The sequence below is a fragment of the Bartonella sp. OC16QHHD genome, assembly GCF_042194035.1.
In the GTDB taxonomy this organism is placed as follows: domain Bacteria; phylum Pseudomonadota; class Alphaproteobacteria; order Rhizobiales; family Rhizobiaceae; genus Bartonella.
This window is the reverse complement of the sequence record NZ_JBHIMJ010000080.1, coordinates 56,344-81,915: the sequence shown is the minus strand read 5'-3', so window position 1 is coordinate 81,915 and position 25,572 is coordinate 56,344. Positions and strand designations below refer to the sequence as shown.

The window sequence follows — 25,572 nt, the reverse complement described above, 5'->3', positions numbered from 1 at the left end:
TATAAAGAACGTTGTGAATATATGTAATATTAAGTAAATATTCAGATTATGCTTTTTTACTGACTTTACAGAATCATAAGAGTGTCTTATTTGCACGACACGCAATTATTTTAATCGTTTCAAAAAAACAGGAGAGCATAGTGAATGCTGATGAAATAAAAAAACTTGATAATTATTTTAAAAATATATTCCAAAACTCAGCATTGCAAGTCAGAGCACGGCCTAAAAAGAGTGATTCTTGTGAGGTTTATATGGGAGATGAGTTTTTAGGCATTATCTATCGAGATGAAGATGAAGATGAGCTCTCCTATAATTTCTCAATGGCTATATTAGATATTGATTTAGAAAATTGATTCGTTATTCATAGTTGAATGAAGTCTTTTTTATCCCATAAGATTTATATAAGTTTTAACGCTTTAAAACTCGTATGGTTATTTCGTGCAATAATAAGATGGTCATGGATAATAATTCCTAATGCATTTGCTGCATCTTTTAATCTATATGTCATTGTTATATCTGCATTAGAGGGGGTGGAATCGCCAGAAGGGTGATTGTGGACTAAGATAAGTCCTGATGCGGATAACTCTAAAGCTCGAGAAATAACTTCACGAGGATAAACAGGGGTATGATCAATGGTTCCAGTTTGTTGTACCTCATCAGCAAGTAAGCCGTTTTTCTTATCAAGAAACAAAATACGAAATTGTTCACGTGTTTCGTGAGCCATAACAGCCTTACAATACGCTAACACTTTATCCCATGATGAAAAAATATCGCGCTTAAACAATTGCGCACGAGCAAGACGTCCAGCAACATCTGAAATAATTTTTAAATCAACTGCAGTGGCGGGACCACATCCTGGAATTTCTTGAAGTCGGTGAATATCCGCTCCCAACACATCAGCTAATGAACCAAAACGTGCTATCAAATTTTTAGCTATGGGTTTTGTGTTTGCACGGGGTATTGTGCGAAAAAGCAATAATTCAAGATATTCATAATCTTCAATTGCATTTCCTTTTGACTTTAAATAGCGCTTCCGAAGACGTTCACGATGGCCTTGATAATGTTTATGAAGCTGTGCGTTTTTCTGAGGCTCTTCACTTTTTCTTTCTGATACTGGGGTGAGTGGAGAACTCGATGTTAATGCAAAGTGATTACTTTGAGTATCTTCCTTTTGATTTAATTTTTTAGCCATAACATCTCTACATTGCGTTAGGTATGCGAATTTGGAATATAAAAAATATTTTTAGGAGATTGTGTAAATATTTCATACCCTTCATTTGTAACACCAATTGTATGTTCATATTGTGCTGTCAGAGAGCGGTCACGGGTAACAGCAGTCCAACCGTCAGATAAAATCTTAACTTGTGGTTTACCAAGGTTAATCATAGGCTCAATTGTAAACATCATACCTTGTTTTAATTCAACTCCTTCTCCAGGATTTCCATAATGGAGGATATTGGGAGCATCATGAAAAAGCTGGCCGATACCATGTCCGCAAAAATCTCTCACAATTGAACAGCGTTCAGATTCAGCATACTGTTGAATGGCTGCCCCAATATCACCTGTCGTTACTCCAGGCTTAACGACAGCGATTCCTTGCATAAGACTTTCATAGGTTATTTTTAGCAAGCGTTCTGCTGCACGCCTAATTTTTCCAACAGGATACATTCGGCTTGAATCCCCATGCCAACCATCAAGGATAAAGGTTACATCAACATTTACAATATCACCTTTTTGCAAAGGTCTTTTATTGGGAATGCCATGGCAGACAACGTGATTGATAGATGTACAGCATGAATGGCTGTATCCATGATAATTTAGATCAGCAGGAAGTGCTCCTCGCTTAGCTCCAAAAATAAATACAAAATCATCTATTTCTTGCGTAGTAACGCCCGGCTTAATAATATCTGTAAGCGCATCAAGGCATTCTGCAGCAATACGACCAACTTCACGCATTTTAGCAAAAGCATAATCATCGAAAATGCGGATTTTTCCATTAAATTTTAAAGGGATTTTATTATATTCGATATACTCAGTCATTGTTTCTTCTATTTTCTATTTTTACTCTCTGAATCGGAAAAATGCCTTCTACACTTACATGACACTTTACAGCATAACATTCTACTCCTGATTTTAATGCTAAATCAAACTTACGTCCATAGAGTGGATCAAGATCATGACAAATTGTAAAAGCTGAGCAATCTTCTCGTTGAATAATATAAAGCATAGCAGCTCGTTTTCCTTGTTGTACAACTCCTACGAGCTCATCAAGGTGACGTGCACCACGTTTTGTTTCGCTATCAGGAAATTCTGCTAATCCTTTCTGACGAATAAAATGAACATTTTTGACTTCTAGGTAACAATCAGGAAGAATGTCATCACGTAAAAGAAAGTCAATTCGTGATTGTGTCCCATAGCGTTGTTCTTTTAAAATTGTTTTATATCCACTTAATTCTGGTAGTAATCCGTTTTGAATTGCTTCTAACGCAAGTTTATTGGGTAAAGAAGTATTAATGCCAACCAAAGTATTATCGGCTTCAATAATTTCTAATTGATAGGCATATTTTCGTTTGATGTTGTTATGATAAGAAAGCCAAATATTGGTGTTGAAAGCTGTTAATCCAAGCATTGATCCTGTATTAGGTACAGACACGGTGAGGACATGCTGATCATCTTGTTGAACATCCGCAAGAAAACGTTTATAACGACGGATAAGCTTTGCAGGAAAAAGTTTGGGAATAAAGTGCATATCCCTTTTTTAGGATTTATGATTTCATAATTCAACTGAGATTATGATTTACAGGGGCTGTTCCCTATTAAAAAAGATAAAATTGATGTAAAAAACGCTACGATATCTTATATAAATTGTTATAAATTCCATCGTTCACTTTAATGGCTTTTAAAATTTATTATTAGGTTTAGAAACTATTATCTTTGAATGAAAAGATAGATTATCTATAATTTATTATTAAACAGCATTAGAGTATTGTGAAAAAGGTTTCGTAAAAATAGTGGAGAGGGAGATAGTTTAAGTGAAACTAGGTAAAATTGATGGCAGGAACGAATAGGAATCGTGAAAATTTAACAAATGGTCCCATTATTATTTTAGTTGAACCGCAGCTTCCTGAAAACATTGGTATGGTCGCAAGGGCAATGGCAAATTTTGGGCTTTCTAAGCTTCGATTAGTCAAACCTCGAGAAATGTTTCCAAATGAAAAAGCTAGAGCTGCTGCAAGTAAAGCTGATCATGTCATTAACAATGCTGTAATTTTTAACACATTGCGTGATTCAATTGCAGATTTACACTATGTTTTTGCCACAACAGCACGTGAAAGATGTGGATTTAAAACTGTAAAAAGTGCTGTCGAAGCAGCAAGCGTATTACGTCAGCGTGAAAGTATCGGACATAAGACCGGGATTGTCTTTGGAAGAGAGAGATGGGGACTAGAAAATGATGAAATCAGCCTTGTTGATGAAATTATTACTTTTCCAGTTAATCCTGCTTTTGCGTCACTTAATATTGCGCAAGCGGTTCTTTTAATGTCTTACGAATGGATGAAAACTGGTTTAGAGAATGTCAGCGATACGGCATTTCGTGCAGCAGAGATGGAACCTGCAAATAAAACAATATTCCATGGTTTTTTATCTCAGTTAGAAGAGGCTTTGAATATCCGTGGGTATTTTAGACCACCAGAACGTAAAGAAGTAATGCTTGCAAATTTGCGCTCTGTTTTTACGCGCGCTAACTTTAGTGAACCTGAGGTTCGTTTATTGCGAGGCATTATATCTTCTTTGGATCATTTTTCGCCACAATATCCACGGGGGAGTAGAGCACCGGAAGAGCGTGATCGTAAAAAAATTAAAAATAAGTGTGAAAACTAATGGATGAACGACCTGTTCTTTTTTTTGATAGCGGTATTGGTGGTTTAACAGTGTTCAGGGAAGCGCGTGTTCTTATCCCTGACATGCAATTTATCTATGTTGCTGATGATGCAGGATTTCCTTATGGAAATTGGAAAGAAAATATTTTGAAAGAGCGTATTTTGAAGATTTTTACAAATCTTTTAACACGTTACAATCCAGCTTTATGTGTGATTGCTTGCAACACTGTTTCTACACTGATGATAGCAGATTTACGACAGAATTTTCCTCATGTCCCTTTTGTAGGAACGGTTCCTGCAATTAAATCAGCTGCTGAACAAACAAAATCTGGTTTTATTTCCGTATTAGCGACTCCTGGAACAGTTAAACGTGCTTATACAAATGGATTAATTAACTCTTTTGCTAGACAGTGTCATGTTCAGCTTGTGGGAAGTAAAAAGCTGGCTGGACTTGCTGAAGATTATTTACGGGGAAAATCTATCGATCCAGAAGAGTTAAGAAAAGAAATCCTGCCATGTTTTGTGGAAAAAAATGGACAATATACGGATGTTATTGTTTTAGCCTGCACACATTATCCTTTTTTGATTAATTTCTTTCGTGAACATGCTTTATGGTCCGTTGAGTGGATTGATCCGGCGAAAGCGATCGCCAAACATATCAGATCTTTACTACCATTGTCGGGAAAGATACACCATCAATATATAAAGAAATATCAAGATTTTGCGTTGTTGACATCGAAAAATATCACTTCTTTAACGGAGAATTTGTTTAAAGGATTTGGCTTAAAACTCATGAAAGGAGTTGACTTTGGGTTACGAGACCAATAATGATGATCTAGCTATTTTTTCAAGAAAATAGCATTAATTGACGTGTCCCGTGGATAACTTTGCATATTGATATGTTAAGGTATTCTGTCAGTCTTTAGTATTTAAAGGCAGAGGAGGGCGCGTTTCCTTGGGGTCTTAAGATCTCGTGTTTTATTTTATAAGGAAATGCGATGAGTAAACGCGAAACAACAAAGTATAAAATTGACCGTCGTATGGGAGAAAATATTTGGGGGCGTCCAAAATCTCCTGTCAATCGTCGTGATTATGGTCCAGGTCAGCATGGACAGCGTCGTAAAGGAAAACTTTCTGACTATGGGGTTCAGTTGCGCGCTAAACAGAAATTGAAAGGGTTTTATGGAGATATTTCAGAAAAACAATTTCATAAAACCTATGAAGAGGCAGCTCGTCGACGGGGCGATACTGGCGAAAATCTTATCGGTCTGTTAGAATCACGTTTGGATGCTGTTGTTTATCGTGCAAAATTCGTACCTACGATTTTTGCTTCTCGCCAATTTATCAATCACGGTCATGTTAATGTCAATGGGCGGCGCACAAACATTCAATCTTATCGTTGTAAACCAGGTGATGTTATTGAGGTTCGGGAAAAATCGAAACAACTTGTTTTAGTGTTAGAATCAGTGCAATTGGCAGAACGTGATGTCCCTGATTATATTGAAGCAGATCATAAACAGATGAAAGCAACCTTTACACGTATTCCTGCTTTTGCAGATGTTCCTTATGCTGTGCAAATGGAACCTAATTTGGTTGTTGAATTTTATTCTCGATAATTTTTCTGTAAGAGAAATTATTTCTCTCTTCTATTATGATAACTTCAAAATATTGTGTTATTCTTACAATATTTGAAGTTAATAAGTTCTTTTTGTAAATGGTTCTATATTAAGTTTATTGCTATGTTTTTATAGTCATAAATTTGTATAGTTCCATTTCTTTTTTGTGTATCTAATTTATAAATTCAAAAAACATAAATGTAAGCTTGCTTTAATATTTGTTTTTATCTTTGCAAAACGAGCCGTTTATTGTGCAGGATATGGTATTATGAATGATGTTTCAGTTGAATATCAGGCAATAGAAGAAAACAAAGGGAGAGATGATCCTTTAATAAGCGAAGCAGATAATTGTCATCCAATGTTTCGTGTTGCTCCTTCAAGCGTAGAATTTAATAAATTGCGCAAACGACTTTTACGTCATATGCGACAAGCTTTGGATGATTTTTCTATGCTCTCTACAGGGAAAAAATGGCTTGTTGCTTTATCGGGTGGAAAAGACTCTTATGGTTTATTAGCGCTTCTTTTAGACTTAAAGTGGCGAGGTCTTTTATCCGTTGAAATTCTTGCCTGTAATCTTGATCAAGGGCAACCAGGATTTCCTAAGCATATTCTTCCGGATTTTTTAAGTTCTTATAAAATTCCATATCGTATTGAATATCAGGATACTTATTCCATTGTTACAGATAAATTGGCAGAGTCGCAGACATATTGTTCACTTTGTTCTCGATTACGACGTGGTAATCTCTATCGTATTGCACGTGAAGAGGGATGTTCTGCATTAGTTTTAGGTCATCATCGTGATGATGTTTTAGAAACATTTTTTATGAATTTGTTTCATGGTGGCCGATTAGCTGCCATGCCTGGAAAACTTAAAAATGATGAAGGAGATCTTTTTGTGTTACGTCCTCTTGTTTATGCTGCTGAGGAAGATATGGAAAAATTTTCTCAAGAAATGCAATTTCCAATTATTCCTTGTAATCTTTGCGGTAGTCAAGATGGATTACAACGTAATGCAATGAAAGAAATGCTGAAAAATATAGAAAGACAAATGCCAGGACGTAAAGATACGATGATTCGCGCTTTAACAAATGTACGCCCAAGTCATTTGCTTGATAAGAAATTCTTTGATTTTAAAACGTGTTAATAAAAATTAGATATTTAAAAAAATAAGTTCAAAGAATTTACGATAAGATACTTATTTATAATGATAATTTATTGTTTTTTAATTTAAATACCGCCAGATTGTTTTGTTTCAAATTCTCTTATATTGCATCTATAAAAAACATCTGCCTGCATATCACAAAGGAAATTCTTGTGTGCATAAAACACTCTTGAAAAAAGTTTCCTTTCACTAACCAATGACTGTCGTAATATGAAAAATGGGAAAATAGTACGGTTGTCGATTTGCTCTTTTGTTAATTAAAGATGGTGAACCTTGTGGATTTTATTCTTTTGCGCCGCCGTCACCGCCATTTAAAGCTCATTTAAGGCATTAAATTAAGAGAATATATAACTGCTTGGTATTTTGGGAGTGTATAGCAAACATTCAGAGCAAGGATTGCTCGTAAATTCTCATGAAGTGAGCTATATAAGTGATCAAGTTCGATTGTGAGTAGCTGATTTTTTTATAAACCGATGCTAATAGAAATCTTCATCATTGAGGACAGGGAAGGAGTTAAATTTTTAAACTGCTATACCATAAAGGTCATAGGCATCCGATTGTTCGATTTTAACGGTGACAAATTCACCAACACGCAGTGGGCGTCGTGATGATATATGGACAACACCATCTATTTCTGGAGCATCGTACTGACTACGTCCTTTGGCAATTTTTCCTTGACTTTCATCGATAAGCACTCGGAGTCTTTTTCCAATTTTTTTCTTTAAAAGATGTGTAGAAATTTGTTGTTGTCTTGCCATAAAACGATGCCAGCGGTTTTCTTTCACCTCTTCAGGAATATTTTCTAATCCCAAATCATTTGCGGCAGCTCCTTTTACTTCTTCATATTTAAAGCACCCCGCGCGTTCAATTTTTGCTTCTTCTAGCCATTCTAGAAGTATATTAAAATCTTCATTCGTTTCACCAGGAAAACCAACGATAAATGTTGATCGCAAAGTAAGATCTGGACATATTTTCCGCCATTTTTCAATTCTACGATTTGTTTTTTCCATAAGTGCGGGACGCTTCATGTGATGCAAAACAGTCGGTGATGCATGCTGAAAAGGTATATCCAGATAAGGAAGAATTTTTTTTGCAGCCATAAGTTCGATAACTTCATCAACATGGGGATAAGGATAAACGTAATGCATACGTACCCAAATACCCATATCGCCTAGTTCACGACAAAGATCAAAGAATTTCGTTTTGATTGTACGATCTTTCCAAGAATTTTCGAGATATTTAAGATCAACACCATAAGCACTCGTATCTTGTGAAATAACCAAAAGTTCTTTTACACCCGCTTGCACGAGTTTTTCAGCTTCACGAAGAACATCGCTGATGGGACGTGAAGTGAGATCACCACGCAAAGTAGGGATGATACAAAAACTACACCGATTAGAGCATCCTTCAGAAATCTTTAAGTAGGCGTAATGGCGAGGTGTTAAACGAATACCTTGGGGAGGAACTAAATCAAGAAAAGGATCATGAACAGGAGGAATTGCTGTATGAACAGCTTCTATAACGCTTTCATAAGCTTGCGGTTTTGTAATAGCCAATACATTAGGATATGTTTGGCGAATAGCATCAGGATCAGCACCAAGACACCCTGTTACAATAACTTTTCCATTTTTTTTAAGAGCTTCATCAATATTGGCTAATGATTCTCTCCTTGCTGAATCAAGAAAACCACAGGTATTCACAATAACGACATCAGCTCCTTGATGTTGACGTGAAATATCATACCCTTCAGAGCGAAGGCGTGTAATAATTCGCTCAGAATCTACGAGTGCTTTTGGGCATCCGAGGGAGACAAAACTAATACGAGGTGCTACCATGATGATCCTACAATTACTATGAATGATTGAGTTACGCTTTTATTAACTTAAAAATAATGTTCTTTATTTTTATACCTATGCAATACAATCTGTTACAAAGTTATTTGATTTTTTTCTACAAAATTTTATATGTTTTTATGCATGCATACAATTTTGTCTTATTATATCGTAAAATTCCGTCATTGAGGATGATGATATAAGGCTGCTTCCTTCAAAGCATTTAAGTTCTTTTCAAAGTACGTGGTGAATAAAACTTACTTGTCAAGCCTTGCGTAAGAGAAGGACATGGAGGGGGAGGGGAAAGTGAAACCCGCTCGATAAGGATCTGGATTGTTTATAAACCTAATTGGGGGCATCCTTTGGCTGTGGAGAAGAAGTCAATTGCGTGTGGCACAATAAAAAAATACTCAACAGTTTCTTACTGCGATATCTATCGCGTACTATAAGGTTTATTTTTTAATATTTTCGAATAAGACCGGTAAGTTTGCCTTGTATTTCTACACGCTCGGATTCGTATGTCCGTACTTCATAATGAGGATTTGCGGCTTCTAATGCAATAGAAGCTCCTTTGCGTCTATAACGTTTTAATGTGGCTTCTTTTTTATCAATAAACGCAACAATAATTTCACCTGTTATTGCTGTATTTTGACGTTTCACAATGATCGTATCTTTATCAAGGATACCAGCCTCCATCATAGAATCATCTTTAACTTCTAATGCGTAGTGCTCACCTGTATTAACCATATCGAGTGGAAGAGAAAGGCTGTTTATTTGTTGCAGTATAGCAGAGGCGGGTACGCTTGCAGAAATACGTCCCATAATAGGAATGGTGATATTTTTTTTTCTTCTTCATCAAAGGGACTCAAGCTTTTTGATATTTCTCTTTTCTTTCTTTCTATCATACTGGGAGAAATTTTACGTGCTAAAGAAAGGTTAAATGTTATTTTTTCAGGGAGTCGAATCACCTCCACAGCACGAGCACGATTGGGCAAGCGACGTATAAAACCTCGTTGTTCTAAGGCTATAATGAGCTTATGAATACCAGACTTTGAAGAAAGTTCTAATGCATTTTTCATTTCTTCAAAAGAAGGAGGAACACCAGTTTCTTTTATATGGTTATGAATAAACAAGAGTAGCTCATATTGTTTACATGTTAACATTCAATATTCCAATCAAAATAATAAAAATTAGTAAAGTAAAAATACATTTATATATAGCACTTTTACAATTTTTATCGCCAAATCAAAATTATTTTCTTTGTTTTTGATCTTATAATTTAATAAATAAATATTTTTATTTATAGATATATTTAAATTATTATTTATATACTGTATATATACATTAATATTAAATAATGTATAAATATACTTTATAGTTCTGACTGAATTATCCTATACTAAATTTTGTGACTAGTATTATCCTTTTCTTCTAAAAATATATCTACGTATTTTGTAAATTTTAATATAAAAAAGTTAACTAGAAGGCATTCTATATATTCAGAACACTTAAAATCATTTTGCATACTGCATATTATTTCTGCTTTTTTATTCTTAGTAAAATTATCTACAGCTCTAATAGTGAGCATAATTTATAGTCATTCGGGATATTTTCAATGAGACTAAATTTTGCTTCATATCTACTTTATTCTATAGGATAAATTGGCTTTTGTTATTATTCATTATACATGAACAAAAATCATACTCTCAAAGCCATTGTTGCTCATTGTTCCATTTTCAAGTCTAACGTGTCAACCGCTATATACTATTTTCATGACCCCTAATGTTGCAATAATTTTTGGTTATTAAAAGGAGGCATAAAAGGTATTTTCATTTCTTTTTTATAGTTTTATTCTCTCACTTATATCGGTCAAGAAAATGCTTTTTATTGTTTCAATATAAAAAAGATTTGAAATGAGAAAAACTTACAATATTTGAGACTTTTCACTCAAGTGAAAAATGATAAATTATTATAAATCAATATATTATCTTATAAAGCTGTATTCATATTTGAAAATTGAACACTAAAATATAAAGATATAAAAATAATATTATAATAAAAGGTATTTTTTCTTCTCTACCCATTATGCTCAACAACCCATGTGAGGGGAAGGGGGTATTTCTCATAATTTTAACGCTTCGAATCTATGCAATATTTTGCAGTGAAATTTTTCCTTTATTGAAACTTCAAAAAGAAGATTAAAGAGTACTTATACAATGATGAAGTAAAGGGGCGAAAACGGAAAATTATTGATAACTGAAGAAAATAATAATATTTTTTCCAAAAGGTGTTGACCAAATGGAAAGTCAACCGTATGTTCCCTTCACTTTCTGCAAACTAGATAGTATGCAAACTAGATAGCTTGTGTGAGAGCGCGTAGCTCAGCTGGTAGAGCAACTGACTTTTAATCAGTAGGTCCAGGGTTCGAATCCCTGCGCGCTCACCAAATTTAAGTAATATCAATAGGCTATAAAAAATTTAAGAATCTTTCTTGTTTTGATTCTTTTTGAAGTTTTTATTGATTCTATAGTCTGTCATTTTCTATCAGCTGTTTTGGAATAGAGCGATGCTATACTGTCTCCTTTCCAACAAAAAAGAGCTTTAAGCTTACGGATAGGGTTGTACCTGCGTTGGCAGCATATGTGGTTTCTAATTTTCTCAATCCATTAGGTGGTTTTTTTAATACCCACTGCATTACATGATTCGCAAAACAGTTGCTAAAATCACCACTTATTCACATTTATATTATGAAATGAATTTTCTATAAGATGTTGATTTGTTTAACTTTTAATCTTTTTAACATCTACTAGACTACATTTATTTCGTATGAAAACCATAAAAAAGTTAACAATACGTTAATTTTTTGATAAAAGGGGACAATTCAAGAGTGGTATATACGCGAGGGGAATCATTTAAAAACGTAAATTCTTCCGTTGCGTACAAAAAGCGTGACGTGGTTTTTACAGTAGTACTTAACAGAAATAAGTGGACTGAATAGATGCCTTCAAATAGAAAAAAGAAAATTACTTTTATGACTAAACCAACACTTCAATTGTTTTCTATGATTGTCATTTCTCAGTCACTTGTATCTTGTTGCGCAAGCCAAACTATGAATTTTTCAATAAAAGATTCCTATCACAATAAACCAATTAACGTAAACACTTCTGTACTACCTCAACAAGTCTCCAATAAGAAGAATCAATCGGAAGAAAAAAAGCGTGGACGAGCGATTGTTGGTAAACCTTATCAAATAAAAGGAAAGTGGTATTATCCTCAAAGTGATCCAACTTATAAACGTGTTGGCGAAGCATCTTGGTATGGTTCAGATTTTCATGGACGTTTAACTGCCAATGGTGAAATTTATGACATGAATCTTTTGACTGCTGCTCATCCTACAATGCCTTTACCTAGCTATGCTCGTGTTACTAATTTGAAAAATGGATCTTCAATCGTTGTTAGAGTGAATGATCGCGGACCTTTTATGAAAGACAGAATCATTGATTTATCAAGGCAAGCTGCGACAATACTGGGGTATGTAGATAGGGGGGTCGCAGATGTTAAAGTAGAATATGTTGCTGAAGCACCTGTTGGATATTATGATGGTGCATATTTAATGTCCTCTTATACTCCTGGAAATGCTGCCCCATATTCATTAGCGTCGGAAAATGTTGCGAAAAAAAGAGAAACTGTTTTGTTAAAAGAGCAGCGCAATACAGGGAACAAAAAAGAATTAGCTAAAGCAGCTGCTGTTGAACAAGAACAACGTAATAAAACTGTTGCAGTTAAATTGCCAGAAATTGGTCCTATCATGGTTGATAAGCCGATACCATTCGATCAAGTTGCTTCTATAAATAAGCTAAACAAAAAAACAAAGGTTAATTGGCTACAACTGTTTTAAGAAAAAATGCATTGATTTTTTATCTATATAATTTTCTAGTAAAAAAGGTAAGAAATTACGGATTTAGTGTAGGATTTTTATCTTAAAGCGCGTTGTCCTTTTCAAAAAGCGTGGTTGGGTGCTATTATTATAAATTCAGTACGGACTTTCCACTCCATTGCTGGTCTATTCGTTGTTTTATGATATTGCTTGCTTAATAAAGCGTGTACTTTTCTTGCTGTAATAGCTTTTGCTGGACGAAGGTAGATTATTGTATAAGTCTGTTTTTGTAATCTCTAAAACAACTGTACAATCGATTTGAGAGGAATAAAAAGTTTAACAAGTAAAAAAATATTTTCTTTTGATTCGGCCTTGCATCTTTCTAAAGTATCTACGGTAATATCTTATGAAAAGATTATGCATTATCTCATGCTTTTGTTTATCATGTTCTTTAATGGAGTAAGTTCCCTCACGAAAAACAGAGCGTCTCAAACAAAATACACTTACATTGCCAATTCATGGACTTATTTAAAAGAGACATACTTTAACACGCTACAAGCCTATTTTACGACAGCGCCTGTGAATGGTATAACTGTTAACGCCTTTAGACATCAGCATCTTTACACTTATGAAGATATAAATCGACACCATCATACACTTTGCAAGTCCCCAATGTTTTGTGCGATAATTCTTAACACTTGAGAGGTTGATAAGAAGTATTTTTACTCTCTTTTTTAATAATTTTTATCCATATACGAACCCTACTTATGACCCATAAGTAAGCGATTTTTAATGAATTCAATATGAGAAGAGGGGATGAGAGAATCTTACAGTATTTTGAGTTAGCTTCAATTTTAAAATGATAATTTATCATAACAAATCAAAATACTATCAATAAAAATAGGAAAAAATCTTTTGTCTCTCATACATTTAAAATGTTAAACTGAACCTACATGGAAGATAAAAAACGTGTCATATTATATATTCTAAAGCTAAATGAAAATAAAATCTTTTTATGAGTTGTAAATAATTCCTCAATTTTCAGAAATCAAAAAATTTTTTCCTATATAAGATTCTTTATGTTGATCTTTGGGATGGGAGGAGCAGCTATGTATACAGCATTAAGGATCTTATTGATATTATGGGGAGTATTGGCATTTGATAAGTGGGGGAGAGCACAAGATTTTCAAACTCCCACATCCCAATTGTTATTACTCGATGATGATACAGAGACAGTACTCTATGAAAAACAAAGTGCTATTCCTTTTTTTCCTGCTTCATTAGTAAAATTGATGACAGCAGAAGTTGTATTTCATCAATTAAAAAAAGGATTATTAAAAAGTACGCAGAAATTTAAGGTCAGTGAAAATGCTTGGCGCAAGGGTGGAGCACCTTCTGGTACAACCACTATGTTTGCAAAGATAAAAACAGAAATCAGTGTTTCTGATCTGTTGCGTGGTTTAATTATTGTCAATGGAAATGATGCTGCTATTATTCTTGCTGAAGGAATATCAGGACATGAAGATCATTTTGTAAAACTGATGAATCAGCGCGCAAAAATGATTGGATTATCTCAGAGTCATTTTGTTAATGCAACAGGGCTACCCGAAGAGGGACAATTTGTAACTGTGCGTGATATGATTATATTAGCACGTCATATTGTTCAGGAATATCCGGATTATTATGCACTTTATTGTGAGTCTCATTTTACATGGAATAATATTTTTCAACGTAACAAAAACCCTCTTATTTCTAAGGAAATTGGTGTAGAAGGATTTGGTTTTGGTTACAGTGAAAAAGAAGGTTTTTCAATGGTTGCCACTATTTCTAAAAATCATCGACGTCTTTTTTTAGCAATCAATGGTTTGCAAGATGGTAAAAAATATACAAAAGAAATAGAACGCATTCTTCAATGGGGAATGACGGCTTTTGATCTCAAAACGATTTTCACAAAAGAAGAAATAGTTGGTCGTGCTGCTGTTTATGGTGGTAAGAAAAATTTTGTTCCACTCATTGTTAAAACACCAATAAGTTTTATGCTTTCGAATGAAAAAAAAGTAAATGTTAAAGCAAAAATTAAATATCATGGTCCATTGAAAGCTCCCATCGTTTCTGGGCAATCAGTTGGCGTTATTCAAATTTTAGAAGATAAAAAGGTTCTTCTGGAAAAACCAGTTTTTGCCGGAATGAATGTTTGGGAAGGAAGTTTCTTTGCAAAAGTAAAAAATGCATTCTATGAAATAACAATTGGATGGTTACGGAAATATTTATAGTTACGCGCTAATAAGGTTAAGATCATACGTGTCAGGTTATTTTATTACATTCGAAGGAGGGGACGGGGTAGGGAAAACGGTGCAGATTTCTTTACTTGCTGAGTCTCTCTCTCACCAAGGTTATGATGTTGTCACAACACGAGAACCAGGAGGAACGCCAGGAGCAGAAGCAATCCGGCATATTTTGTTGTCGGGGCAGGCGCGACAGTATGGACCGTTGATTGAAGCTGTTTTGTTTACAGCTGCACGTGTCGACCATGTTACTGAGGTTATCGCACCTTCTTTGCAAAAAGGTAAAATCGTTTTATGTGACCGCTTTATTGATTCTACACGCGTTTATCAAGGACTCAATAATAGAGTCAGTTCTTCTTTTCTTTCTGTTTTAGAGTGTATTGCGCTCAATGGTATTTTGCCTCATTTAACATTTTTATTAGATATGCCAGCAATGTGTGGTATGAAGCGTGCAAATTTGCGAAGAAAAAAAACAGAAGAAATTGATTATTTTGAAAAAGATCAGTTGGAAATTCAAGAACAAAGGCGTCAGGCTTTTCTTCAATTGGCCAAACAAGAACCCCACAGATTTCGAGTTATTGATGCCACTGGCTCAGTAGAAGCTATTGCTCATCAAATAAAAAATATTTGTCATCAGGTATTGTTGGATCAGCTTTCATGAGTAATTTAAATACCTTACGCCAATATGATGATATTGATACAATTTTATCACCATCCCAGAACAATGTTATCTTTGGTCATGAGGATGTGCGTCATTTTTTGACACAAATGCTTAAAGAAGAGCGTTTGCATCATGCATTATTATTTGAAGGAGAATATGGGATTGGAAAGGCTACATTAGCCTTTCATCTTGCTTGGAACATTTTAAGTTTTCAACAGAGTGCTTTCTTGAAACCCGATCCTTATTCTACCCCATGGCGCCAAATTACACAAGGAAGTCACCCTGGTCTTTTGTATATTTCACGTCGATTTGATGTGAAAACGCAAAAGTTTAAAACAGGAATACTCGTTGATGATATCCGTGATATTATGCATTTTTTAAGCCGAACATCACAAGATAATGGATGGCGTATTGTTATTATTGATTCTGCAGATGATATGAATAGAAATGCAGCGAATGCAATTCTCAAAATACTTGAAGAACCACCTACAAAAACGTTATTTGTTATTATCGCACATTCTTCAGGAAAATTGCTTCCAACAATCCATTCACGGTGTCAAAAAATTTCTTTTCGTCCGTTGAATAACGATGAAATGAAAAAAGTTATTACACATATTTTCGCCCATCAGGATTCACCTGATGAAAAAACAATTGAAATGATTATTAAAAAATCTAAAGGAAGCCCTCGAAAAGCCGCTTTACTTATTTGCCATGGCGGTCTTGAAATTATTAAAACAATTGATGTTTTCCTAGAGAAACCTGTTTGTAACGCAACAATTGTACATACTCTTGCACAAACATTTTCATCTGCTTCCTCTACATTTCAATTTCAACAATTTTGTGATGAAATTCTTAATAAAATTCAAAAAAAAGCTATCATGCTCGTTGAAAAGGGAGACTTATTTCTCTCAAAAAAATATGCGGAAAAATGGCAGGAGATTCATCAAGAAATAGAGGAAATACAACTGTTTAATCTCGATAAAAAGCAGTTTGTTATTAACTTACTTTTTAAAGTTCATAAGATCATTCATGTGAATTAGTTTTTCCGTGACAATGCGATGAACAAACGTTATGTCATAATATCTTCTATTTATAGCGTTTTACAACGAGTATGACATGCGTGACACATATTACATAACAACTCCCATTTTTTATCCTAATGGTGCTCCACATATTGGACATGCTTATAGTGCCATTGCAAGCGATGTTTTAGCCCGCTTTCAACGGTTAAACGGAAAAAATGTATTTTTTCTTTCTGGTACAGATGAGCATGGTCTCAAGATGCAACAAACCGCAGCAGCATTAGGCATATCACCTCAGCAACTTGCAGATCGTAATAGTGCGGTGTTTCAAAAAATGCTTGCAGTATTAAATTGTTCTAACGATGATTTTATCCGTACGACAGAAGAACGCCATTATCAAGCTTGTCAAGAAATTTGGAAAAAGATGGAAGCAAATGGCGATATTTATATCGGTCGTTATACGGGGTGGTATTCGATTCGCCAAGAAGCCTATTATGAAGAAAAAGATACGGAAATTGGAGCAGACAACATCCGTCGTGAGAAGGAATTAGGCTCTCCAGTTGAATGGAATGAAGAAGAAAGTTATTTTTTTAGACTTTCTCATTATGAAAAAGCTCTTCTTGAATATTATGAAAAACATCCTGATTTTATTGCTCCATTTGAGCGGCGTAATGAAATTATAAGTTTTATCAAATCAGGTTTAAAAGATATCTCTATTTCACGCGCAAGTTTTAACTGGGGAATTGCTGTTCCTGAGAATCCAAAGCACGTGATGTATGTCTGGGTTGATGCGCTTACAAATTATCTATCAGCAATAGGTTTTTTCAATGAAAATTCAAAAAAACGTGATTTTTGGCCTGCAAATACGCATATTATTGGTAAGGATATTATTCGTTTTCATGCAGTCTATTGGCCGGCATTTTTAATGTCTGCTGGAATTGAATTGCCTAAAAGTATTTTTGCACATGGTTTTTTACTTAATCGTGGTGCAAAAATGTCAAAATCTATTGGAAATGTCGTTGATCCTTTTGAAATGGTTGATCACTATGGTCTTGATCAGGTCCGTTATTTCCTTCTCCGTGAAGTGCCATTCGGACAAGATGGTAGTTATAGTCATGAAAGCCTTGTGAACCGTATTAATGCTGATCTTGCTAACGATCTTGGTAATTTAGCACAGCGCTGTTTGTCTATGATTGCCAAAAATTGTAATGCACAAGTCCCGAAACCAGCTTCATTTTTAGCTCAAGATAAACAGCTTTTAGAACAATCTCTTCAAGTACTTGAAACTGTACACCAAGCTATGTGTTCTTATAGTATGCATTTAGCACTTTCAGCTATTTTTTCAATTGTAGCAGATGCCAATCGTTATTTTGCCAACGAACAACCTTGGAGTTTACGTAAAAATGATCGAGAGCGATTTTCTACAGTTCTTTATATAACTGTAGAAATCTTGCGGAGAATAGGAATTATGCTTTTGCCTTTCATCCCCCAATCAGCTGCGAAACTTCTTGATAGCCTTGCGGTTGCTGAAGATGATCGGTTATTGTATCATATAAGTCATTCAAAAATTCAAGAAGGGCTTGATCTTCCACCACCAGAACCAATTTTTCCTCGTTATATCTTGAAGAAAGAAGACACTCATCATGTTGATTGATACACATTGTCATCTTGATTTTGAAGACTTTTCACAAGATTTGGATAATGTTATCCAACGGGCTTTAGATGCTGACGTTAAACGTATGATAACAATTTCAACCCATGTTCATAAGTTAGATAAACTGTTAGCCATTGCGCAAAGCTATGATCAAGTCTTTTGTTCCGTTGGAACACACCCCAATCACGCGCATGAAGAACAAAATATTACAGCGGAAGAGCTTATACAGCTCTCGAATCACCCTAAAATTGTTGCGTTTGGAGAAGGGGGCCTTGATTATCATTATGATTACTCTACACCAGAAGAGCAAAAGAAAGTTTTTCAAGAACATATCATTGCTTCTCGAGAAACACAGATTCCTCTTGTTATACATTCACGCAATGCCGATATCGATATGGAGAAAATATTACGTGAACAGATAAAAGAAGGAGCTTTTCCCTTTATCCTTCATTGTTATTCGTCTGGAATGCAACTTGCTCGTGCTGGAATTGAACTTGGTGGTTATATTTCTTTTTCGGGTATTCTTACTTTTAAAAACGCACTTGAAATCCGTGAAATAGCAAAAATTGTGCCCCATGAGCATTTGTTAGTGGAAACAGATGCTCCATTCTTAGCACCTAATCCCCATCGGGGCAAAACAAATGAACCATCTTTTGTATGTTATACAGCAGCTGTTTTGGCTGAAACAATTGGCTTAAGCATTGAAGAAATAGCTCAAATAACAACGCGTAATGCTTTTCGTTTATTTAGCAAAATGAAATAAGGCAAAAGATATGTGTGATCAATACCGATTTACAATATTAGGTTGTGGTCCTTCTCCAGGAGTGCCAAGACCTAATGGTGATTGGGGAACATGTGATCCGAATAACCCTAAAAATAAACGCTACAGAAGTTCTTTATTAGTTGAACGTATTAAACCTTCTGGAGACAAAACAACGATCGTTATTGATACAGGTCCAGATTTTCGCTCACAAATGATCGATGCGCGTGTAAGCCATCTTGATGCTGCTCTTTACACGCATTCTCATGCAGACCATATCCACGGTATTGATGATTTACGCAGCTATGCACTTGCACAAAAATGTTTAATAGATATCTATGCCGACAGATTTACACTAGAGCATCTCAAAAGTGCTTTTGGATATTGTTTTCAAACTCTAAAAGATTCATCTTATTCTCCCATTTTAAAAGAACATCTTATCAATGAAGATAGCCAATTTATTATTCAGGGGCAGGGCGGAGAAATAAGTGTCAATACACATTTACAACACCACGGAAACATTCATTCCTTAGGTTTTCGAATTGGGAATGTTGCCTATTGTACGGATGTTAGTAAATTTCCTGAAAAAACTTTATCCAAATTAATGGATTTAGATGTTCTCATCATTGAAGCTCTTCAATTTAAATCCCATCCGAGTCATTTTTCTGTTGATCAAGCATTACAGTGGATAGAATATTTAAAGCCAAAACAAGCAATACTCACACATATGGACAGATCGCTGGATTACAATAAGGTAATAAATTACGTTCCATCCTATGTAAAACCTGCATATCAAGGTCTTACTTTTGAAACAGATGCGTAAGCTTATTATGCGCAATATTTTAAGTTAAATAAAACACTTAAATTTATCCTTTATTTTATTTCATTTTTGACATATTTAGTGTTTTTATGTCAAAAATGAGGCTTTTATGTATAAGAATTTTAAGTGGGGTGTATGTATTGTGGTTTTAGCGGTTTCCTTGACAGCATGTGGGGGGCGTTTAGAAAAAAATATTGCAACGACAACATTACATGACGGATCAATGAGTTGTGCCGATATTCAACGGGAGTTTTTTGCTAATAAACGTCAGATTAATGATACAATTGCAGAGCGTTCTAAAGCAAGAAATAAAAACGTGGCTTTAGCAGCGGCAAGTGTTTTATTTGTACCTGCTTTGTTTTTTATGGATACTAAATCCAGTGAAAGTAATGAAATTTCGGCTTTAAATAATCGTAATGCTGTTTTAAGTGATCTTGCACGTATGAAACGTTGTAAAATAGTACAGTAATTTTTCTTATTTTATTATACGTAATTTCATTATCACTATTTTTGGTCTTTGAGGAATATACCTTAAAGACCAAATTTTATTTTATATGATGATGTTTTAAAGTAGGGTTTTCTTTATCATATTATCGCATAATATATATTATGGAACTTTATGGGGAAGTATAGCTAGCATCAGCGTTTTGAGGAACGAAGCTTTAAAATGAGCTACTTAAGTTAACTAAGATCGAAAATCGAGCCTGTTATTCTGGCTTGAAAATTTCAATCACAATGTTTTTTTATTTTTTACTCTTTTAAAAAAAATAATCACAATTTGTAGTACTATAAAAGCTAAAAACAATATTCCATGAAATAATGGTACAAATGGCTGATAAATAAAATCGGAATAATATATTGTTATTGCTTCAATCAACGCTGCAATACACCACACAATGATACCCCATAGTGAATACATCCAAAGTCCAACTAAGGCAATAGGATAGAGAATGGCCAATATAGCTGATGCAAATTGCCACTGCCAAGGCATAAGATCAAAACGCCATAGAATACCTGGAAAAACCCCAACAAGGCGTATCCAATAACAAATACCTAGAACTAAGCAAATAAATGCTAAAAACCGTAAGTAACAGTTATAGATTAAATTGATTTTTGAAATCTGTTTGTGAGAATTATTTTTCACAATAATAACTCTTGTTCAACAGGTTGGAAGTAAGAATCTACCATTTCATCTGTCACATTTGAAAGTTTATCTGGTTGCCATTGAGGTCTTTTATCCTTATCGATTAACATAGCACGTATACCTTCATAAAAATCATGTGAATGAAGCATATGATACGCTATGCGGTTTTCAATTTTCATACAATCTTCCAACGTTTGAGATGAATTTTGTTTCATTTGTTTCCAGATAACTTTTAAACTTGTCGGAGAACGTGACTGCAAAATATCATAACATTCTTTAGCAAATAAAACATCTTCATTGCTTTTTTTATGTAGCAACTCGAGACATTCTTCTAAGGTATGGGCACTAAAACAAGTGTTAATAATACAACGTATTTCATGACTTGTTTCATAGTCTTTTGTAATTGTTCGCTCGTTTAAAGCTAAAGTAGGATCTCCTTGCTCAATAACAGCTTTTCTAATCATATCGAATTCAGTTTCAGCAACGGCGTGTGTTGCTAATCCTAAATTTAAGCAATCTCCCCACTTTATACATGCGCCCGTTAATGCAAGATAGATACCAAAATGATTGGGAAGAGATGGTAAGAAAAAACTTGCACCTACATCTGGAAAAAATCCAATCGCACCTTCTGGCATAGCAAAAACTGTATTTTCTGTAACAATTCGATGCGAGCCATAGAGAGAAATACCTACCCCTCCTCCCATCCAAATACCGTTTAAGAAAGAAATGTAGGGCTTTGAAAAATGTTTGATATAAGCATTTAAACTATATTCATTTCTAAAGTATTGACAAGCAGCAGCACTTTTCCCCATATGATAGATTTCTACAACATCTCCACCAGCACAAAAAGCACGCCCCTCCCCTTCAATTAAGACACAAGAAACATTATCATCTATTTCCCATGTTCTGAGAGCTTTTTTTAAAGCTGAAACCATTCGTTGATTAAGAGCGTTTAATGCTGAAGGACGTGTGAGCTTTATAATACCAGCACGCCCTTCTTTCGTAAAAGAAATATCATCATCTGCTCCAAAATTAATTTGCATCTCACACCCTTCTTAAAACAATTATTTCATTGTTTTTTTATACTTTTTTCCCCAAGTTTAGGAAATGTTTGCATGATTGCGCCAATACAATATATATAAATTCCTGTTACCGAAATTCCTATTTTAACCCAATAGGGAGCCTCTAGTTGATAAAAGAAGGCAGAAACACCAAAAAAACACCATAAGAGAAAAATGGGAAAATTAATTCTACGTAAACGAAGGACTCTTACTGGATGAATAAAATAAATTGGCAAAAAAGATATAATCGCCGATAAAACAATAATGATAAAAGTAATCCACTCTCCTGGTCTGACGACAAAAAGCGTAAAAATCATCATATTCCAAACAACAGGAAATCCTTTAAAAAAGTTTTCTTTGGTTTTCATACTAGTATCTGCATAATAAATAGCAGATGAAATAACAATAATTGCACTCAATGAAAATGATAACCCTACCCCCATGAAACCACTTTGATAGAGTGCAAAGGCAGGAATTAAGACATAAGTCACGTAATCAATAATATTATCTAACAGCTCTCCAGACCATGTTGGAAGAACGTATTTAACATCAAGTTTGCGTGCAATTGGTCCATCTATACCATCAACGAGAAGAGCAAGCCCAAGCCAACAGAACATAGCTGTCCATTCTTTTTGAGAGGCTGATATAAGAGAAAGAAACGCTAAAAATGATCCCGAAGCTGTCAGTAAATGAACGGAAAAGGCCTTTGCTTGTGGCATTGTTACTTTTTTATGGCGTAATAATTTAGCATTTGTTTTGATTTTCTTTGTTAATTTACGTTTCAAGGTTTTCTTATCCTCGTTTTTAAAGTCTTCAACCATCTATCAATACGCCATTTTTTAACGATGATATAACTCAGCATTTAAAAAAATCATAAAAAGGTTACTTTTTTATATCGCATTATTTATTACATACTATAATAATAGAAGAGCTTCATATAATAAAAAGAGAGAGATCATTTGGAAATGTTAAAATATTTTCTCAATGAATAAAGGTTCAAATCGTTGTGATATTTGAAAAGGAAGAGCATAAAGATATTGCTGTTATTGGTGCAGGTCCTGTCGGAATGTTAGCCGCGCTGAGTCTTGCACAGAAGGGGTTTTCTGTTTTTCTTGTTGGGCCCCCTGCTCATACAGATGAGTTACGGACAACGGCTCTTATGATGCCCGCAATACGCACGCTTCAAAAACTCAATATTTGGGATAATCTTCAAAAACATGCAGCTGCTTTATCGTCCATGAGAATTATAGATATAACTTCTAGAATTGTGCATGCTCCTACGGTGCATTTTTCTTCTACTGAAATTGGCGAAAAAGCTTTTGGCTATAATATACCTAATGTAAAATTGAACAGTGCTTTAGTCGACGCTGTTACACATACGCCCAATATTACAAGATTTGTTTCTGCTGCCAAATCTGTTCATCACACAAAAAACCATGTATGCATTACTCTTGCTGATCATAGAATTATTCAAGCACCACTTGTTGTTGCAGCTGATGGACGTCACTCTCTTACACGTGCCGCAGCAGGGATAAGTGTGAAACAGTGGAATTATCCACAAAAAGCACTTGTTCTCAACTTTTCTCATGAGTTTTCTCATCAAAATACATCAACTGAATTTCATACAGAACACGGTCCATTTACACAGGTTCCACTACCAGGACGAAGATCTAGTCTTGTATGGGTTGTTCATCCTTCCCGCGCTGAGGAATTATTAAATATAGAACCAAAAACAATTGCAAAAATGATCGAAAACCAAATGCAATCAATGCTTGGAAAGCTAAGCTTAGAAACATCAATTCAAGCATGTCCGATTTTCGGACTTCTTTCTCATCATTTTGCTGCTAATCGAACAATTTTAGTGGGTGAAGCCGCTCATGTTTTTCCCCCTATTGGAGCACAGGGATTGAATTTAGGATTCCGTGATGTCCAAACTTTAATTGATATTTTACCCAATAAAATATCCAATTCTAACTCTGAAATGATTGTTGCACATTATAACAAATGCCGCAAACCAGATATATTAATCCGAAGTGGAGCTGTTCATACACTGAACTCTGCCCTACTTTCTCATATGTTGCCTGTTCATATCATACGAAGCATTGGGCTTGGTTTGTTGCATAGTTTCCCACCATTACGTAATTTATTTATGCGCGAAGGAATGTATCCCGGTTATGGATTTAAGGAAATTATGCAAATATTTCCAACAAAATCATCAAAACAGCTCTACTAAGCAATAATGGATAATAACGTAAAATAATAAATAATAAATTGCATTTTGCAATCATATCTATTACTGATATAAAAAATATTTTTGTTCTTTATAAGAAGTAACAAATTATATTAAAATAATTAATTATATTTATTTGATTTATTTATAATAATAACATGTTATAATTAATATAACTGTAAATTATTTTTTATTAAAAATTATTATATATATTTAGTATGTTGATATGAAATAAGAGAAAACTGAATTATATACTACAAATTAAATTATAAAGATATCTTGCTAAATCATAGCTGTTAAATTTAGAACTATAAATAAAATGAAAAATAATACCGTTTTGAAAAAGTTATTTTAAATTAATTTTAATAAGAAAATAAATAATAAAAAAACAGTTTTATTTAATCAATATATTTTTAAAAATTTTTATTGTTAAGTATAATATTAAAAATAAAATCATCTTTGGAACCTGTTAGTAACACAGAGGTTAATGAAGTGTTGTTTCAACAAATGGTAACAAGATGACACTAAATAATTTTTTGAAATTAAGTACTTTTTTTATAATGATTGCATGTGTCTCGTTGATAGTCACGACTTCAATAAGTGAAGTTTTTCACCTTCCTTATTGTCAAACCTTTACCTATAGCTCTACTCAAAAGGTCACTAAAATAGGTCAGAACTCATTTACTGCCTCACAAGTTAAAAATTGTCTTATGCAAAATGGTTTTGAGAATATTAAACGATTGCGCTTAGATGACAATGGTATCTGGCGTGCTTTAGTAAAATTTAAAAAGTCCCATTTTTTCGTATCCGTTGACTATTCAGGAACAGTTAGCATTCAAAATGAAAGAAAAGAATATGATTGATTTAAAAACTTACAGCAACGTTTCTTTTCACAGCTGTAAGAAAAAAAAATTAAAAAAGTACTGCCATTCTATTAAAGAATTTGCTTTCATTGGCGGTTTAAATGGTAGCATATCAGGAGCTATCGCGGCAATTCTTGCAGCTTATGGTTATATTGCTCTTCCTGGATTTGGTCCAGTTATCGCAATGGGTATAGGAGTAGCACTTTCTTCTGGAATAATAATAGGAGCACTGATAGGATCAGGAATGGGAGGGAGTGTCGGTATATGCTGTATTTTATTGGGAAATTTATATGAATCATAATAATTTTTTCTCTTATAAATTACATAATGCATAGAAATTTCTCGTCATTTTTTCTATGAAAAACAATTAAATCATCAACAAATTATATGTTCTTTTTTTGATGAAACGATTATCATATTATAAATGAAATAACATCTAACTTACTAAAATTCCTTATTTAATTTCTTATTATACCTCAAAAAGTAGATTTTTTAAAAACATCTCTTGAAGAAATGTAAGTGAGATATAATTATCCATCCATAAAAGCTGTATTTTTTATAGATCAAAAAATAAAAGTTATGTTCAGAAATATATATAAACATACTTTAATTTATTTGCTCTTTATAAAAACTAATATTTCTATGTAAATTATTTTTCTTAAAGTTCAATTTAAGACACTTATATAACATATAATTAATATAGA

The 25,572-nt window shown here is 34.0% G+C and carries 22 protein-coding genes, 1 tRNA gene and 3 pseudogenes; 17 read left to right on the top strand and 9 right to left on the bottom strand.

The window, feature by feature from the left end:
• Nucleotides 1-140: 140 nt before the first annotated feature.
• Nucleotides 141-353 (top strand): DUF3126 family protein, encoded by a 213-nt coding sequence (locus ACFIK1_RS08020; RefSeq protein WP_375621268.1) that lies wholly within the window; start codon nt 141-143, stop codon nt 351-353.
• Nucleotides 354-397: 44 nt separating this feature from the next.
• On the opposite strand, the gene radC is transcribed toward ACFIK1_RS08020, so the two are convergent.
• From radC to sfsA, 3 genes are read right to left on the bottom strand one after another with little or no spacing between them, the layout of a single operon-like run.
• Nucleotides 398-1,192: a DNA repair protein RadC gene (gene radC, locus ACFIK1_RS08015; RefSeq protein ID WP_375613419.1), complete on the bottom strand. Its 795-nt coding sequence runs from the start codon at nt 1,190-1,192 to the stop codon at nt 398-400.
• A gap of 17 nt (nt 1,193-1,209) precedes the next feature.
• Nucleotides 1,210-2,040, bottom strand: coding sequence for a type I methionyl aminopeptidase (map, locus tag ACFIK1_RS08010; RefSeq protein WP_375662542.1), 831 nt, complete (start codon nt 2,038-2,040; stop codon nt 1,210-1,212).
• Nucleotides 2,033-2,749 carry a DNA/RNA nuclease SfsA gene (gene sfsA / locus ACFIK1_RS08005; protein WP_375655177.1) on the bottom strand — a complete coding sequence of 239 codons (717 nt, stop codon included), beginning with the start codon at nt 2,747-2,749 and terminating at the stop codon, nt 2,033-2,035. The genes map and sfsA overlap by 8 nt, the downstream gene beginning before the upstream one ends.
• A gap of 302 nt (nt 2,750-3,051) precedes the next feature.
• Here sfsA and ACFIK1_RS08000 point away from each other — a divergent pair.
• The 4 genes and pseudogenes from ACFIK1_RS08000 (at nt 3,052) to ttcA (ending at nt 6,641) form a co-directional block, all read left to right on the top strand.
• A pseudogene (locus ACFIK1_RS08000) lies at nt 3,052-3,889 on the top strand (RNA methyltransferase).
• Complete coding sequence (gene murI, locus ACFIK1_RS07995) at nt 3,882-4,709, top strand: glutamate racemase (RefSeq protein ID WP_375662541.1); 828 nt, start codon at nt 3,882-3,884, stop codon at nt 4,707-4,709. Before ACFIK1_RS08000 ends, murI begins: the two are co-directional and overlap by 8 nt.
• Nucleotides 4,710-4,879: 170 nt before the next feature.
• Entirely contained in the window at nt 4,880-5,497 is a 618-nt protein-coding gene (rpsD, locus tag ACFIK1_RS07990; RefSeq protein WP_273722651.1) for a 30S ribosomal protein S4, read from the top strand.
• Nucleotides 5,498-5,765: 268 nt separating this feature from the next.
• Nucleotides 5,766-6,641 (top strand): tRNA 2-thiocytidine(32) synthetase TtcA, encoded by an 876-nt coding sequence (gene ttcA, locus ACFIK1_RS07985; protein WP_375634106.1) that lies wholly within the window; start codon nt 5,766-5,768, stop codon nt 6,639-6,641.
• 539 nt (nt 6,642-7,180) lie between these two features.
• Here the strand turns inward: ttcA and rimO are convergent.
• Nucleotides 7,181-8,494 (bottom strand): 30S ribosomal protein S12 methylthiotransferase RimO, encoded by a 1,314-nt coding sequence (rimO, locus tag ACFIK1_RS07980; protein ID WP_375662540.1) that lies wholly within the window; start codon nt 8,492-8,494, stop codon nt 7,181-7,183.
• 456 nt (nt 8,495-8,950) lie between these two features.
• Nucleotides 8,951-9,654 (bottom strand): annotated as a pseudogene (gene lexA / locus ACFIK1_RS07975) (transcriptional repressor LexA).
• Nucleotides 9,655-10,861: 1,207 nt separating this feature from the next.
• Here lexA and ACFIK1_RS07970 point away from each other — a divergent pair.
• Nucleotides 10,862-10,937, top strand: a tRNA-Lys gene (locus ACFIK1_RS07970).
• A gap of 88 nt (nt 10,938-11,025) precedes the next feature.
• Here the strand turns inward: ACFIK1_RS07970 and ACFIK1_RS07965 are convergent.
• Nucleotides 11,026-11,205: pseudogene (locus ACFIK1_RS07965) on the bottom strand (integrase); the annotation flags it as partial.
• A 284-nt stretch (nt 11,206-11,489) separates the two neighbouring features.
• On the opposite strand from ACFIK1_RS07965, the gene ACFIK1_RS07960 reads away from it, so the two are divergent.
• The 8 genes from ACFIK1_RS07960 (at nt 11,490) to ACFIK1_RS07925 (ending at nt 20,039) form a co-directional block, all read left to right on the top strand.
• Entirely contained in the window at nt 11,490-12,389 is a 900-nt protein-coding gene (locus ACFIK1_RS07960) for a septal ring lytic transglycosylase RlpA family protein (RefSeq protein ID WP_375662539.1), read from the top strand.
• Nucleotides 12,390-13,477: 1,088 nt separating this feature from the next.
• On the top strand, nt 13,478-14,641 hold the full coding sequence (locus tag ACFIK1_RS07955) for a D-alanyl-D-alanine carboxypeptidase family protein (protein WP_375662538.1): 1,164 nt from the start codon (nt 13,478-13,480) through the stop codon (nt 14,639-14,641).
• Between the two features lie 28 nt (nt 14,642-14,669).
• Nucleotides 14,670-15,314 carry a dTMP kinase gene (tmk, locus tag ACFIK1_RS07950; RefSeq protein WP_375634099.1) on the top strand — a complete coding sequence of 215 codons (645 nt, stop codon included), beginning with the start codon at nt 14,670-14,672 and terminating at the stop codon, nt 15,312-15,314.
• Nucleotides 15,311-16,354: a DNA polymerase III subunit delta' gene (locus ACFIK1_RS07945; RefSeq protein WP_375662537.1), complete on the top strand. Its 1,044-nt coding sequence runs from the start codon at nt 15,311-15,313 to the stop codon at nt 16,352-16,354. The genes tmk and ACFIK1_RS07945 overlap by 4 nt, the downstream gene beginning before the upstream one ends.
• 76 nt (nt 16,355-16,430) lie before the next feature.
• Nucleotides 16,431-17,990 (top strand): methionine--tRNA ligase, encoded by a 1,560-nt coding sequence (gene metG, locus ACFIK1_RS07940; RefSeq protein WP_375662536.1) that lies wholly within the window; start codon nt 16,431-16,433, stop codon nt 17,988-17,990.
• The gene (locus ACFIK1_RS07935) at nt 17,980-18,753 is read left to right on the top strand and encodes a TatD family hydrolase (protein ID WP_375636741.1); all 774 of its coding nucleotides are present in this window, start codon (nt 17,980-17,982) and stop codon (nt 18,751-18,753) included. The genes metG and ACFIK1_RS07935 overlap by 11 nt, the downstream gene beginning before the upstream one ends.
• A 10-nt stretch (nt 18,754-18,763) precedes the next feature.
• On the top strand, nt 18,764-19,573 hold the full coding sequence (locus ACFIK1_RS07930; RefSeq protein WP_375636739.1) for an MBL fold metallo-hydrolase: 810 nt from the start codon (nt 18,764-18,766) through the stop codon (nt 19,571-19,573).
• A 106-nt stretch (nt 19,574-19,679) separates the two neighbouring features.
• Nucleotides 19,680-20,039 carry a hypothetical protein gene (locus ACFIK1_RS07925; protein WP_375662535.1) on the top strand — a complete coding sequence of 120 codons (360 nt, stop codon included), beginning with the start codon at nt 19,680-19,682 and terminating at the stop codon, nt 20,037-20,039.
• Nucleotides 20,040-20,300: 261 nt separating this feature from the next.
• Here ACFIK1_RS07925 and ACFIK1_RS07920 read toward each other — a convergent pair whose 3' ends face one another.
• The 3 genes from ACFIK1_RS07920 to pcsA are packed head-to-tail and all read right to left on the bottom strand — an operon-like array spanning nt 20,301 to nt 22,596.
• Nucleotides 20,301-20,714 (bottom strand): DUF6163 family protein, encoded by a 414-nt coding sequence (locus ACFIK1_RS07920; RefSeq protein ID WP_375613429.1) that lies wholly within the window; start codon nt 20,712-20,714, stop codon nt 20,301-20,303.
• Entirely contained in the window at nt 20,711-21,757 is a 1,047-nt protein-coding gene (locus ACFIK1_RS07915) for an enoyl-CoA hydratase/isomerase family protein (protein ID WP_375662534.1), read from the bottom strand. Before ACFIK1_RS07915 ends, ACFIK1_RS07920 begins: the two co-directional genes overlap by 4 nt.
• 26 nt (nt 21,758-21,783) lie before the next feature.
• Nucleotides 21,784-22,596, bottom strand: coding sequence for a phosphatidylcholine synthase (pcsA, locus tag ACFIK1_RS07910; protein WP_375662533.1), 813 nt, complete (start codon nt 22,594-22,596; stop codon nt 21,784-21,786).
• A 185-nt stretch (nt 22,597-22,781) separates the two neighbouring features.
• Here pcsA and ACFIK1_RS07905 point away from each other — a divergent pair, with 185 nt between their 5' ends.
• From ACFIK1_RS07905 to ACFIK1_RS07895, 3 genes are all read left to right on the top strand, one after another.
• The gene (locus ACFIK1_RS07905) at nt 22,782-24,008 is read left to right on the top strand and encodes a UbiH/UbiF family hydroxylase (protein ID WP_375662532.1); all 1,227 of its coding nucleotides are present in this window, start codon (nt 22,782-22,784) and stop codon (nt 24,006-24,008) included.
• Nucleotides 24,009-24,523: 515 nt separating this feature from the next.
• Complete coding sequence (locus tag ACFIK1_RS07900) at nt 24,524-24,868, top strand: hypothetical protein (protein WP_375611907.1); 345 nt, start codon at nt 24,524-24,526, stop codon at nt 24,866-24,868.
• Nucleotides 24,846-25,169 carry a hypothetical protein gene (locus ACFIK1_RS07895; RefSeq protein WP_375634660.1) on the top strand — a complete coding sequence of 108 codons (324 nt, stop codon included), beginning with the start codon at nt 24,846-24,848 and terminating at the stop codon, nt 25,167-25,169. Before ACFIK1_RS07900 ends, ACFIK1_RS07895 begins: the two co-directional genes overlap by 23 nt.
• The last annotated feature ends 403 nt before the right edge of the window (nt 25,170-25,572 follow it).